Here is a 13,493-nt window from a genome sequence, read left to right as displayed (position 1 = left end):
GGCAATTGGAGTTGTGAATGCGCCGCTTCTTCTTTGATCTCCTGGTCGACAATGTCGTGAAGATCGATCCGGGCGGCATGGTCTTCGAGCAGGCCAGGGCCACGTTTGTTGTGGCCGACGAGATGGCGAGACATCTGTTCGTCTGGCGTGACGATCTGCGCGATCGCGACGCCTGGATCCGCGTCAGGGATGCCGGCGGACGAGAGGTCTATCGCGCCGCAGTCTGGTCAGAAAATGTCGAGAAGGTCGGCTGGGAACAGGCATGACGGTCCCGGCTTCACCTTCCAGGGCGGCAACGCCGACAACAGGTCGCGGCGCCAAGTGCTCAACAATGCTGCGGTGGCCGGCTTCGGCTTCGACTACCGCGCCAGCCGCAACGTGTCCGTGTTCGGCGCGGTCGAGGGCATGATGATGTCCGACCGGAGCCGCACCGGCACAGCGAAGGGTGGCGTTCGCGTCGCGTTCTGAGCCGGCATCAGCCCTGGCGGCTCGAATGCGATGCCCGCCGGCCGGGCCCCATCCGCCCGGCCGGCGCCTCCTCCGATCGGAGGACGTCGCATGCTGTGGTTATGGTATTCTTGGTGATATTGATCACTCAGGCCATTTATAGCCATGCATCGACCACCGAAGCTGCCCGAACTGGTCGAGTCCATCTATGACGCGGGGCTCGATCCTTCGCTGTGGAACCACGTCGTCGCCGGCGTTCGCGATTTCGTCGGCGGGCAGGCCTGCGGGCTGTTTTCCAAGGATTCGATCAGCAAATTCGGCGTCACCCATTATTATTGCGGCGCCGACCCGCACTATATCCGGCTCTATTCAGAGACCCATTCGAAGTTCGATCCGCTGACGGTGCTGCCGCCGCATGGCGAGATCGTCAGCATCCCCGATCTCGTCAATTTCGATGAATACCGGAAAGGGCGCTTTTACCAGGAGTGGATGCAGCCACAGGGTTGCAGCGACGCGGCCAATGTCGTGCTTGAGACATCGCATGCGAGCTGCCCGGTGATGWTGACGGTGCTGTCGGGCCGGCGCATGGTGGACCCGGCGATGAAGCGTCGGCTCTCGCTGATCGTACCGCACGCCAGCCGCGCGCTGCTGATCAATCGCGCCATCACCTCGCAACTGACGCTGGCGACGGCGCTGGCGGATGTTCTGGACAATCTGGCGTCCGGCATCTTCCTGCTCGATGCCTTTTGCCGGGTGGTGCATGCGAATTCGGCCGGCCACGCCTTGTTTGCCGCCGCCGACGTGGTTCGGTCCGTTGCCGGGCAGCTCGTAACCAGCAGCGCGGAGGCCAATCAGACGCTGCGCGAGGCGCTTGCGACCCGCAGCGAAATTGCCCTGCTTGCCACACGGGGCCATGCGATCCCGCTGCTTTCGCCGAGCGGCGAGCGTTATGTCGCGCATATTCTGCCGCTGTCGTCCGTGCTGCGAAATGGCAGCGAGCAGGTGGTCGATGCCGCCGGTGCGCTGCTCCTGCGCAAGGTGTCGCTTGGCGGGCAGTCCTATGGCGAGCTGATCGCACGGACCTTCGACCTCACGCCGGCCGAGCTGCGCGTGTTCCTGTCGATCGTCGAGGTCGGTGGCGTCCCGGAAACGGCGGCAGCGCTCGGTATCGCAGAAACCACGGCGAAGACGCATTTGCATCGGGTGTTCGCCAAGACCGGCGTTTCGCGTCAGGCCGATCTCGTCAAGCTCGCGGCCGGATTCTCCAATCCGCTCGTCAACTGATCGGTCAATCGCTGTCGGGGTTGAACCTTTTGCTCCCACGATAGACTCACTAGTGCCGCCGGGCATGACGAACATTTCGCTATCTCCAGGTCACCATTGGCTGTTCTGATGTCCCGACCTCCCAAACAGTCCGAGTTGATCGAGAATATATATGACGCGGGTCTCCACCCTGAGTTGTGGAGCAATGTTGTCGTCAAGCTCAATGCGTTCATCGGCAGCCAGGCTTGCGGGCTGATTTCGAAGGATCCGGTCAGCAAGTCCGGCGCGACGCATTATTACTGCGGTGTCGATCCGCACTACATCCAGCTCTATGCCGAGACCTACGCCCAGTACGATCCGCTGGCACGGCTGCCTCGCTATGGCGAGGTTCGTAACATCCCCGATCTCGTGAATTTCGACGAATATCGCCGCGGGCGGTTCTATCAGGAATGGCTGCGGCCCCAGGGCTGCGTCGATGTCGCCAGCGTGGTTCTGGAACAGTCGAAGTCGCCGTGTCCGATGCTGATCACCGTGATCCCCGGCAAGGGGATGCTCGATGCGGAGCAGCGGGCGCGAATGCAATTCCTGGTTCCGCATGCGAGCCGGGCGCTGCTGATCAACCGGGCGATCGAGCGGAAGCAGCAGCGGGCGATTGCGCTCGCCGATGTCGTGGATCGGCTGAATGCCGGCGTCATCCTGCTCGATACCGCCTGCAACATCGTCCACAGCAATCCTGCCGCGGACACGTTGCTCGCCGCCGATGATGTCCTGCGGTCTGTCGCGGGCCGGCTGGTGGCACGATCTTCCGCGGCAAATTCGGCGCTGCGCGATATCTTCCGTGACGCAGGCGAGGTTGCCGTCGCCGCGGCGGCCGGGCGAAAGATTCCGCTGATGTCGCATGACGGCTCCTACTACGTCGCGCACGTCATCGCGCTGCCGTCGTTGTTGCGTGAAGGCGCGGCGGAGCGCACGTCGGCGGTCGGCGTCTTGTTGATCTGGAAGGCGGAACTCGACGGCCGCTCATGTGCCGGCCTCATCGACCGCGCGTTCGAGTTGACCCCTGCGGAGCTGAGGGTCATGCAATCGATCGTCGAGGTCGGCGGCGTGCCGGAGACGGCCGTGGCGCTCGGCATCGCGGAGACGACGGTGAAGACGCATCTGCATCGGGTGTTCGCGAAGACCGGCGTCTCGCGTCAGGCGGACCTCGTCAAGCTCGCGGCTGGATTCTCCAATCCGGTTCTGCACTGACGCGCTTTCCGAAGGCGCAGGCGAGTCGCTCCGGCTCGCGATAGGTTCAAACAGCAGCATCATTAGAAAGTTATCGCGGGTCGTTCGATCGAATGACGCGATTCTCCGCGCTCTCTTCTACGAGAACTCACACGTTTTCTTGCTCGACGCGTTCGATCTTCGTGTGAAGCAACTCACAGTAAGCGGAAGTGAACCTCATCAATCTCTCGCGCAAGTTGAGAGGAAATTGTCATGCGAAAGGCGTCACCAGCTCCGGCCGGCAAGTTCCGCGACATCGTCGCGCGCATCGGCGCGGCATTCCGCGCGCAGCGCGAGATCGACGCGAAGCGCGCATTGCGGCGCTACAGCCATTTGCTGGAGCAGTCGCATGAAACGTCGCGTTTGAATGAAATTATTCCCGTCTGCAATGAAGAGGATACTTTTGAAAATGCCAACAGAGTTGATCCGCGCGCGCGCGCGGCCGGCCGTACCACGTTCGAACGCGCGTAACGTCAACATTGTCGCCGCCGCGCTGACGGCGGCGCTCGTCACGCTTCAACTGGTCGGGCTGGCGATGCTGGAGCGTTCGCACGCGCAGCCGGTCTCTCGGCCTCTCCTGAATTCGCACGATGCGGAGCTCTGCACCGGGACTGCCGATGTCCCGGCGACGCAGACACCCTACGACTGAGCCGGAGAACGCATCGTGCCTGATATCACGACCAGCCTTCTCGTGAGCGTCGCCGTGTTCGCCGGCGCCTTCGTCTCGGGGCTCTCGGGCTTCGCGTTCTCGGCCGTGGCGGGCGCGATTCTGCTCCGCGTGTTTCAGCCGCTGGAGGCCGTGCCGCTGATGATGGCGTGCAGCATCGGCGTGCAGGCCACCAATCTGTGGGCGCTTCGGCGCAGCATCCGGTGGGAGGGCAGTCTGCTGCTGATCGTCGGCGGATTGATCGGCGTTCCCATCGCGGTGTCGCTGTTGCAATCCACGGACACGCATCTGCTCCGCCGCGGCTTCGGCATCATCGTGGCGCTCTATGCGGCCTACATGCTGCTGCGGCCGACGCTTGTGACGGCCGGTGAGGCGGTCGGCCGGCCCTGGGTTGCACTAATCGGGTTCGGGGGAGGGCTGGTCGGCGGCCTGACCGCGATGCCTGGCGCGATCCCCACGATCTGGTGCGACATGCGCGGCATGCCCAAGAGCGAGCAGCGCGGCCTGGTGCAGCCGTTCATCGCCGCGATGCAGGTCTTCGCGATCGCGCTGCTGGTCGGACACCAGGATCTATCGTCGAAGGTGTTCGTCGACCTCGCGATCAGCCTGCCGGCGCTGTTCGCAGGCTCAGCGCTCGGTGTGATCGCCTTTCACCGGGTCAACGAGACGGTCTTTCGCAAGACCGTGCTCGTTCTGTTGTTGCTCTCGGGGATCTCCCTGATCTAGTGGCCTGCGCCTTCGTGCTTGAGATCCTGGACCGGCGCCGCGCTGGTATCGCTGCTGTGATGCACCAGCGGTTTGTTGCCGGTGACGGTCCGCAGCAGCACATAGAACACGGGCGTCAGGAACAGGCCGAACACGGTGACGCCGATCATGCCGGAGAACACCGCGACGCCCATCGCACGCCGCATCTCCGAGCCGGCGCCGGTGGAGAGCACCAGGGGCAACACGCCCATGATGAACGCCATCGACGTCATCAGGATCGGACGCAGCCGCAAGCGGCTCGCCTCGATCGCGGCCCGGATCGGCGTGCGTCCCGCGAATTCGAGCTCACGCGCGAATTCGACGATCAGGATGGCGTTCTTGGCGGAGAGGCCGACCAGCACGATCAATCCGATCTGGGTGAAGACGTTGTTGTCGCCCTTCGAGATCCAGACACCGAACATCGCAGCCAGCAGCCCCATCGGCACGATCATGATGATCGAGAGCGGCAGGGTCAGGCTCTCGTAGAGCGCGGCCAGCACCAGGAATACCAGCAGGATCGCCAGCGGAAACACCCAGAGGCCGGAATTGCCGGCGATGAACTCCTGATAGGTCAGGTCGGTCCACTCGAAGGCAAAGCCCGGCGGCAATGTCTCCGCCGCGATCCGCGTCGCGACCTCCTGTGCCTGCCCCGATGAAAAGCCGGGCGCAGCGGCCGCGTTGATGTCGGATGACAAAAAGCCGTTGTAGCGGATCGCACGCTCAGGTCCGGCGCTCTGGCGGATCGTCAGCAGCGCTGACAGCGGCACCATGTCGCCGGAGGACGAGCGCACCTTCAACTGCCTGATGTCGTCGGCGCGGGCGCGGAACGGCGCGTCGGCCTGGACATAGACGGAGTAGGTGCGACCAAACTTGTTGAAGTCGTTGACGTAGTAGGAACCGAGGTAGATCTGCAGCGTGTTGAACACTTCGGTCACGGGCACGCCGAGCTGGAGCGCCTTGGTGCGGTCGATGTCTGCGAAGAGCTGGGGCACGTTGACCTGGAAGCTCGAGAACACGCCGGCGATCTCTGGCGCCTTCTGCATCGCCGCCATGAACGCCTTCGTCGCCTCGTTCAGCGCCTCATAGCCGAGACCGGCGCGGTCCTCGATCTGCAGCTTGAAGCCGCCGATGGTGCCGAGGCCGTTGACCGGCGGCGGCGGGAACATGGCGATGAAGGCTTCCTGGATGCCGGAATATTTCTTGTTGAGGTCCGCCGCGATCGCGTTCCCGCTCAGGGCCGGACCCTTGCGCTCGTCGAACGGTTTCAGCGTCGAGAACACGATGCCGGCATTGGAGGAGTTGGTGAAGCCGGCGATCGACAGACCCGGAAACGCGACCGAGCTCTCGACACCGGGCTGGGTCAGCGCGATGTCGCTCATCTTGCGGATGACCTCTTCGGTGCGGTCGAGCGCTGCGCCGTCGGGCAGCCGCGAGAAGCCGACCAGATACTGCTTGTCCTGGCCCGGCACGAAGCCACTCGGCACTTGCTGGAACAGGAAGGCGGTGACGCCGACCAGGACCACATAGAGGCCCATCACCGCGGCCTTGCCCGAGATCACCTTGGTGACGGTGCCGCTGTAGTTCTCCGAGGACCGCGTAAACGCCTTGTTGAAGCCGCGGAAGAACCAGCCAAGGCCCTTTTCCATGATGATCGTCAGCCGGTCCTTCGGCTCGTTGTGTCCCTTGAGCAGCAGCGCCGACAGGGCCGGCGAGAGCGTCAGCGAGTTGACGGCGGAGATCACGGTCGAGATCGCGATGGTCAGCGCGAACTGCTTGTAGAACTGCCCGGTCAGGCCGGAGATGAAGGCGAGCGGCACGAACACCGCGATCAGCACCATTGCGATCGCGATGATCGGGCCGGAGACCTCGCGCATCGCCTGGTAGGTCGCGTCGCGCGGCGACAGTCCACCCTCGATATTGCGTTCGACGTTCTCGACCACGACGATGGCGTCGTCGACGACGATGCCGATCGCGAGCACGAGGCCGAACAGGCTGAGCGCGTTGATGGAGAAGCCGAACAGATGCATCACCGCAAAGGTGCCGACGATGGACACCGGCACTGCCAGCAGTGGAATGATTGAAGCGCGCCAGGTCTGCAGGAAAAGGATCACGACCAGCACCACCAGCGCGATCGCCTCCAGCAGGGTGTGAATGACGGCCTCGATCGAGGAGCGCACGAACTGGGTGGGATCGTAGACGATCTGGTAGGACACGCCCTCCGGCATGTTCTTCTTGATCTCGGCCATGGTGGCGCGGACGTGGTCGGAAATCTCCAGCGCGTTGGAGCCCGGCGCCTGGAAGATCGGGATCGCCACCGCCTGCTTGTTGTCGAGCAGCGAGCGCAGGCCGTATTCGGACGCGCCAAGCTCGATGCGCGCGACGTCGCGTAGCCGCACCACTTCACCGCGCGTGCCGGTCTTGACCACGATGTCGCCGAACTGCTCCTCGTTGGCGAGCCGGCCTTCGGCATTGACGGACATCTGCAGGTCGATACCCCTGACGTTGGGGGAAGAGCCGACCACGCCGGCGGCGGCCTCGACGTTCTGGGCCTGGATCGACTTGACAATGTCGCTCGCGGTCAGGCCGTGCTCGGCCGCCTTTTGCGGATCGACCCAGACCCGCATCGAATAATCGCCGGCACCGTAGAGCTGGACGTCGCCGACACCGTCGATGCGCGCCAGCCGGTCCTTGACGTTGAGCACGGCATAGTTGCGCAAATACGTCATGTCGTAGCGGTTGTTCGGCGACAGCAGATGCACGACCATAGTGAGGTCGGGGGACGATTTCTTGGTGATGATGCCGAGCTGGCGCACCACAGCCGGCAGGCGCGGCTCGGCCTGCTGCACGCGGTTCTGCACCAGCTGCGTCGCCTTGTCGGGGTCGGTGCCGAGCCGGAACGTCACCGTCAGCGTCATCGCGCCGTCAGTGGTCGCCTGGCTTGACATGTAGAGCATGCCTTCGACGCCGTTGATCTGCTCCTCGATCGGGGTTGCCACCGTCTCGGCGATCACCTTGGGGTTGGCACCGGGATAGGTCGCGCGCACCAGCACCGAGGGCGGCACCACGTCCGGATATTCGGAGATCGGCATCGCGAACAGCGAGATCAGGCCTGCGAGGAAGATCAGGACGGACAGCACGCCGGCGAAGATCGGACGGTCGATAAAGAACTTTGAGAGATTCATGGCCTTGCCCCTGCAAGAGAGACAGCTCTCCCGTTACCGGGACGCGGGAAATACCCGCGAACCCGGAATCGAGATGCGATGTCTTGGTAGCTCTATGACGTCGTTATTCCGGGCACGCGGTCCGGAATGATGTAACTAGCGTTGCACCACGTCCTGGTTGCTGTGGTTGGAGGCCTGCTGCGGTCCACGCGCACCCATCGCCGCGACCTCCGTCTTGAGGAGCGCACCGGGACGCACGCGTTGCAGGCCATTGACGATGATGCGATCACCGGGCTTCAGCCCCGCCGTCACGATGCGAAGGCCGTCGACCGAGCCGCCGAGCGTGATCGGCCGATAGACCGCGCGGCTGTCGTCGCCGACCCCCATCACGAACTTCTTGTCCTGATCGGTGCCGATCGCGCGCTCGTCGATCATCACCAGCGTCTGCTGCTTCGGCTGGCCCATGCGTACGCGTGCGAACTGGCCGGGGATGAGACGTCCGTCCTCGTTCCGAAACACCGCGCGGACCCGGATGGTGCCGCTCTGGCCGTTGACCTGGTTGTCGATCAGCTGGATATGACCTCTCGCCGAGAGACCGCCGGATGTCGTCATTTCCACCGGGATCTGGTCGAGATTGCCGCGCTTGCCGGAGGCATCCGCGATCGAGTTCAGCGCGCGCAGCACGACCTCTTCATCCGCATCGAACGAGGCGTAGATCGGATTGACCGACACCAGCGAGGTCAGCACCGGGGAGGCGGTGCCGGCGGCGACGAGATTGCCGACGGTGATCTCGAACTTGCCGACGCGGCCGTCCACGGGCGCACGCACCTCGGTGTAGTCGAGATTGAGCTTTGCGGTCTGGAGCGTCGCTTCGGCCGCCTTCACGTTGGCGATGGCTTCGCGATTGGCGTTGTCGCGCTGGTCGTAGTCACGCCGGGTGACCACGGCATTGCCGACCAGCTGCGCGCCGCGCTCGAGCTCGCTCTGGGTGAACACGACGCGCGCCTTGGCGGCCTCGAGCTGGGCGTTGGCCTTGTCGACCTCCGCGGCATAAGGCGCCGGATCGATCTTGAACAGCACATCGCCGGCCTTCACCAGCGCGCCTTCGGTGAAGTTGGTCGCAAGGATCGCACCCGCGACGCGGGGACGAAGCTCGACACGGTTGATGGCCTCGAGCCGGCCGGAGAAATCGTCCCACAGCACGGTCTGCTTCGGTTCGATCAGCGCGACCGTGACAGGGACGGCCTGCTCAGCTGCTGCAGCCGCTGCGGTCGCCTGCGCGGCACGTAAGTAATGGCCGGTCGCGATCGAGCCGGCCACGGCGAGGGCGCCCACGATGGCAACGCCGCCGAGGAGGCGGCGGAAACGGCCGGTGCGGGGGGAGTTTTGCGAGGGATGCATTTGCGCGCTCCAGATATGTAGTGTTCACTACAGATGTGGAGCTGGATGTCGCAGTGCAAGATACTTATGTACCATTCACTAAGAAAATTGTAGCGGCATACCGCAAGAATTGGAAGACGGCAGAGAAAATAAAGCTAGAACAAATAGATAGGATTCGGCGTTAAGCTTCAGGCAGAACGTGAATTCCGAGGAGACAGGCACATGGGCATGGGACGCCCCCGCGAATTCGATGCCGAAACGGCGTTGGACCAGGCGATGGAAGTGTTTTGGCGCCACGGCTACGAGGGCGCCACCATCGCCCAACTCACCGAGGCCATGGGCATCAATCCCCCGAGCCTTTACGCCTGCTTCGGCAACAAGGAAGGCCTGCTCAAGGCCGCGCTCGACCGTTACACCAAATTGCGGGGCGTCTGGATGGACGAGGTGGTCGCTGCCCCCACCGCCCGCGACGTCGCCGAGCAGATGCTGATGGGCATCGCCGAGAAGCAGACAGATCCCGCCAATCCGCCCGGCTGCCTGCTCGTGCAGGGCGGCATCGCCTGCGGCAGCGGCTCCGAGAACGTCCCCTTCGAGCTCGCCGCCCGCCGCGCCGAGAACGAAGACCAGCTCCGCGACCGCTTTGTTCGTGCCAAGGCAGAGGGCGATCTCAAGCCGACCTCCGATCCCGCCGCGCTCGCGCGCTACGTCTCGGCCGTCTCGGTCGGCATGGGCGTGATGGCGTCCTCAGGCTCCGACCGCGAAGCGTTGCGTCAGGTCGCGAGCGTTGCCGTGCAGGCGGTCGAGGCGCAGTCGGCGCGGGAGTAGAGAGCGACCAAGCTCACCTGAGAAGTGACTGTGCGACAGCGGGCGAATCCAGCACCGGCGCAGCATCATTCGGATTCGGGAAGCAGCCAAGCCCGGGAGACAGTGCCATCCGTTCGAATGATCTGCGCGGTATACGCTGGTTTTTCCCCCGGTAAAGCGAATGCCGATTTGGCGGTCACCATTCGCACGGCCTCGCCCACGCTGACTTCATAGGAACAAGAATCCTCGACTACCTGGGACGCATAGAACTTGGCGCCTTCCTTGACGAATAGGTGGTCTCGAGAATGACCGCTGGCGTCGCGAAGAATGCCATTTGAAGAGGTGTAGGACCCTCCATTGGCGGCGCCGTAAACCATGATGCGGAGCGCGGCCTTTTGCATGAAGTAGACGTTGACGCCGCCCTCGGCTTTGGTGACGCGGTCTATCCAGCAAATTGGAGAGGCGATTGACGGTGAAGGCATCGCAAACATGCTCGATGCGGCCAAGAGGGCGGCAACTGCTGTGTTGTTGTTGCGCATTCATCTTCCTACGGTGCTGATGCTCGAACGAGTCTAGCCGATCAAGTGACGGCCGTGTGACCCGTCTGCCCCCGTCATCTCGCGCTATTGTGTCGAGAGCGCCGGCGGCGCGACGAAGCCACCGAACTCGCGCTCAATCAACCCGGCGAGCGCAATCGTCGTGCGGTCCTCGAGATAAGGTCCGATGATCTGAACCCCGACCGGCAGGCCCGACGCCGTTCGCTCGATCGGTACGGCGGTCGCCGGCAGTCCGCAGGTCGAGGCGGGGTCCGCCCAGATGAAGCACGCATCGGCGTAAGGGTGCAGCTTTCCGTCGATGTCTAGTTGCCGCGCGTCGAACGGCTCGGACTGGTCATGCGGAAAGGCCGGCACGGCGGCGGCCGGGTAGATCACGGCGTCGAACTCGCGGAAGAACTGCTGCCACCGCTGCTGCAACTGCAAGCGCGCCGCGTCGGTCGCCAGCCATTCGCGATGGATCATGCCCCAGCCGCGGGCGCGCTCGGCTTGCAGGCTACGGTCGTCGGCCGAGAGTGCTGCGGCAACTCCTTGCGCCTCCGCGAGAGCGGCCGGTGTCAGGCGCGGGCTTCGCGCTGCGTTCAACAGCTTCATGTAGAGCCGCGCGGAGTCGGCGAGATCGGGCAGTGACGTGCTTGCGCGCGCGACCCGCGCGCCAGATTTGTCGAGCCGGTCGGCCAGCCGCCCAATGGCTGAACGCACGGCATCGCCCGTCGGCATCAGCGGATGGGTATCGATCACGAGGATCCTGAAATCCTTGAGATCGTTGTGCCGCGGGGCCGGTAGCGCAAGGCGATAGCCGATCCCGTCGCGCGTCTCGTCGGGGCCGGCAATCACGTCGAGCGACAGCGCAAGCTCGGAGGCGGTGCGCGCCATCGGCCCGACGACAGCCAGATCGCCCTGGCCGGGGACGGGTAGTGCCGGCGGCAGGCTGTAGCCGCGCAGCGGCACCAGGCCGAGGCTCGGCTTGTGTCCGAACACACCGCAGAAATGCGCGGGCACCCGGATCGAGCCGCCGATGTCCGAGCCGATCGAGAGCGGACCGAAACCAGCCGCCAGCGCCGCGCCCGATCCGCCCGAGGAGCCGCCGGGTGACCGGCCGAGGTCCCACGGGTTGTTCGTCGTCCCGTGGATGTCGTTGTAACTTTGGAAGTCCCGCAAGCCGATCGGGATATTGGTCTTGCCGATGATGATGGCGCCTGCCGCCTTCAACCGCGAGACCACAAGGGCGTCTTCCGCCGGTTGGAAGTTCTTGAAATGTGGGAAGCCCCATGTCGTCGGCAGGCCGGCGACGTTGAACGGTTCCTTGAGGGTCACGGGAATGCCGAGCAGCGGCAGCCGCTCGCTGCGGCCAAGCGCGGCATCGGCGGCGCGTGCGGCCTCTCTCGCGCGATCAAAATCGCGAACGATGATCGCGTTGATGCGCCCGTCCAGCGCCTCGATGCGCGCGATCGTATGCGCGAGCAACTCCGACGCGGATACTTTGCGGGCGTGCAGCGCGCTCAGAAGTGTGCTGATCGAGCCGTAGTCCAGGTCAGCGGCATCTGCGGTCATCACGAGCTCCATTGTATCCCGGCTGAGACCTTGTAGCCCGGATGGAGCGCAGCGCAATCCGGGAGATGTCCCGACGCGGATGCATGACCCGGATTACGCTATCGCTTCATCCGGGCTACGACGCTATCGCATCTGGTCGTCATGCCCGGGCTTGTCCCGGGCATCCACGTTCTCAGTGCGGCGTCGCAAGGCGTGGATGGCCGGGACAAGCCCGGCCATGACGCGGTGGAGAACCTCAGGACGCCTCCTTCAGCACCGGCGACGCGGATTCCTCCGCCTTGAGCTCCTCGAGGCTGCGATGCCGCGGCTCGATGCCCAGCGCCCAGACCGTGATGATCTGCACCACCAGCAGTCCGATCATCAGCGCCATCACGCCGGCCACGCCGCGCGTCTCGAACAGCGACACGACAAGGAACGGCGTGACGATGGTGGCGCCGCGCCCCAGCGTGTTGACGATGCCGGAGGCGCGCAGGCGGACCTCGGTCGGAAACAGCTCGGGGATGTAGATGCCGAACAGGAGGGCGACCAGGACGTAGATCGGCACCGTCAGCGCGAAGCCCACGGCCGGCAGCAGGATTGGATCGGAGATCATGGGGTAGAGGATTCCAAGTGCCACCGTGATCAGGGATGCACCGATGATGGTGGGCTTGCGGCCCCAGCGGTCGGCGGTCAGCGCGCCGATGGCCGAGCCGACGGGCGCGCCGAGCGCCATCAGCAGCGAATAGCCGAACGAGGTCGCGATCGAGAGGCCCTGCTTGACGAAGAACACGGGCAGCCAGGTCACGAAGCCATAGAGCAGGGTGTTGATGGTGATCAGGCAGACGGCGCCGACGATCATCCGCGAGAGCAGGGGCGCGGTGAACAGCGTACCGAGATCGGCAGATGCCGGGACCGGTGTCGTGGCCGCGGGAGGAGGCAGAGGCTGACCCTGCGCAGCTTCCTTCTCGATGGCTTGCATCAGCGCTTCCGCCTCGGCGGTGCGTCCCACCGCTTCCAGCCAGCGCGGCGATTCCGGCAGCGACTTGCGCATGTACCACACCACGAGCGCGCCGACGCCGCCGAGCACGAACATGGAGCGCCAGCCGAATTGCGGCACCACCACGGACGCGATCAATAGCGCCACGGGCAGACCGGTGACGACGCACACGGTCGTGAAGCCGAGCCATTTGCCACGGGTGCGCGCGGGCACGAATTCCGTCATCGTCGAATAGCCGACGACGTTCTCCGCCCCGAGCCCAACGCCCATCACGAAGCGGCAGGCGATCAGGAAGGCCATGTTCGGTGAGAACGCCGCGGCCAGGGAGGCAACGCCGAAAAGGAGCAAATTGAATTGATAGGTGAAGCGGCGTCCGTAGCGGTCGCCGAGGAAGCCGGTGCCGAATGATCCCAGCATCATGCCGACGAAGGTCGCGGAGATGAAAACCGCATTCTGCGCGAGGGTTGAAAAGCCTGTCTTCAGCGTGACGCTGAGCACGGTCCCGGCGATATAGATGTCGAAACCGTCGAAAAACATTCCGATGCCGATCAGCAGCATGATGCGGCGGTGGAATGGCCCGATCGGTAGCCGATCCAGACGGCTGCCTGCGTTCACCAATGTCGACATATACGCTCTCCCCTGACTGTTGTTCTGGTCGATGCGGCCCGCCTTCTATG

Annotated in this window: 13 protein-coding genes; 8 read left to right on the top strand and 5 right to left on the bottom strand. The window is 64.3% G+C overall.

The window, feature by feature from the left end:
• Positions 1-17: 17 nt before the first annotated feature.
• From AC1DW2_RS18480 to AC1DW2_RS18450, 7 genes are all read left to right on the top strand, one after another.
• The gene (locus AC1DW2_RS18480) at positions 18-266 is read left to right on the top strand and encodes a DUF6894 family protein (RefSeq protein ID WP_477006854.1); all 249 of its coding nucleotides are present in this window, start codon (positions 18-20) and stop codon (positions 264-266) included.
• Positions 235-468, top strand: a complete 234-nt coding sequence (locus AC1DW2_RS18475) for a hypothetical protein (RefSeq protein ID WP_477006853.1) — start codon at positions 235-237, stop codon at positions 466-468. The genes AC1DW2_RS18480 and AC1DW2_RS18475 overlap by 32 nt, the downstream gene beginning before the upstream one ends.
• 144 nt (positions 469-612) lie before the next feature.
• A complete protein-coding gene (locus AC1DW2_RS18470; RefSeq protein ID WP_477006852.1) occupies positions 613-1,731 on the top strand; it encodes a helix-turn-helix transcriptional regulator in 1,119 nt (372 codons plus the stop codon).
• 108 nt (positions 1,732-1,839) lie between these two features.
• Positions 1,840-2,958: a helix-turn-helix transcriptional regulator gene (locus AC1DW2_RS18465; RefSeq protein WP_477006851.1), complete on the top strand. Its 1,119-nt coding sequence runs from the start codon at positions 1,840-1,842 to the stop codon at positions 2,956-2,958.
• A 231-nt stretch (positions 2,959-3,189) separates the two neighbouring features.
• Positions 3,190-3,447, top strand: a complete 258-nt coding sequence (locus AC1DW2_RS18460) for a hypothetical protein (RefSeq protein ID WP_477006850.1) — start codon at positions 3,190-3,192, stop codon at positions 3,445-3,447.
• Positions 3,386-3,625: a hypothetical protein gene (locus AC1DW2_RS18455; RefSeq protein ID WP_135214386.1), complete on the top strand. Its 240-nt coding sequence runs from the start codon at positions 3,386-3,388 to the stop codon at positions 3,623-3,625. The genes AC1DW2_RS18460 and AC1DW2_RS18455 overlap by 62 nt, the downstream gene beginning before the upstream one ends.
• A 15-nt stretch (positions 3,626-3,640) precedes the next feature.
• Positions 3,641-4,369 (top strand): sulfite exporter TauE/SafE family protein, encoded by a 729-nt coding sequence (locus tag AC1DW2_RS18450; protein WP_063983902.1) that lies wholly within the window; start codon positions 3,641-3,643, stop codon positions 4,367-4,369.
• On the opposite strand, the gene AC1DW2_RS18445 is transcribed toward AC1DW2_RS18450, so the two are convergent.
• On the bottom strand, positions 4,366-7,569 hold the full coding sequence (locus AC1DW2_RS18445) for an efflux RND transporter permease subunit (protein WP_477006849.1): 3,204 nt from the start codon (positions 7,567-7,569) through the stop codon (positions 4,366-4,368). The two genes, AC1DW2_RS18450 and AC1DW2_RS18445, sit on opposite strands and share 4 nt — an antisense overlap.
• Positions 7,570-7,704: 135 nt before the next feature.
• Positions 7,705-8,949 (bottom strand): efflux RND transporter periplasmic adaptor subunit, encoded by a 1,245-nt coding sequence (locus AC1DW2_RS18440; RefSeq protein WP_477006848.1) that lies wholly within the window; start codon positions 8,947-8,949, stop codon positions 7,705-7,707.
• A gap of 201 nt (positions 8,950-9,150) precedes the next feature.
• Here AC1DW2_RS18440 and AC1DW2_RS18435 point away from each other — a divergent pair, with 201 nt between their 5' ends.
• Positions 9,151-9,753, top strand: coding sequence for a TetR/AcrR family transcriptional regulator (locus AC1DW2_RS18435; RefSeq protein WP_477006847.1), 603 nt, complete (start codon positions 9,151-9,153; stop codon positions 9,751-9,753).
• A 65-nt stretch (positions 9,754-9,818) separates the two neighbouring features.
• On the opposite strand, the gene AC1DW2_RS18430 is transcribed toward AC1DW2_RS18435, so the two are convergent.
• The 3 genes from AC1DW2_RS18430 to AC1DW2_RS18420 all read right to left on the bottom strand — a co-directional run bounded on the left by AC1DW2_RS18430 (position 9,819) and on the right by AC1DW2_RS18420 (position 13,443).
• Positions 9,819-10,271 (bottom strand): hypothetical protein, encoded by a 453-nt coding sequence (locus tag AC1DW2_RS18430; RefSeq protein WP_477006846.1) that lies wholly within the window; start codon positions 10,269-10,271, stop codon positions 9,819-9,821.
• An 84-nt stretch (positions 10,272-10,355) separates the two neighbouring features.
• Positions 10,356-11,840 (bottom strand): amidase, encoded by a 1,485-nt coding sequence (locus AC1DW2_RS18425; protein WP_477006845.1) that lies wholly within the window; start codon positions 11,838-11,840, stop codon positions 10,356-10,358.
• 235 nt (positions 11,841-12,075) lie between these two features.
• Positions 12,076-13,443 carry an MFS transporter gene (locus AC1DW2_RS18420; RefSeq protein WP_477006844.1) on the bottom strand — a complete coding sequence of 456 codons (1,368 nt, stop codon included), beginning with the start codon at positions 13,441-13,443 and terminating at the stop codon, positions 12,076-12,078.
• Positions 13,444-13,493: the final 50 nt, after the last annotated feature.

The sequence above is a fragment of the Bradyrhizobium sp. P3_C3 genome (assembly GCF_056402655.1).
Note: the sequence above shows the minus strand (reverse complement) of the source record. Positions and strands in the feature narration are given on the sequence as shown.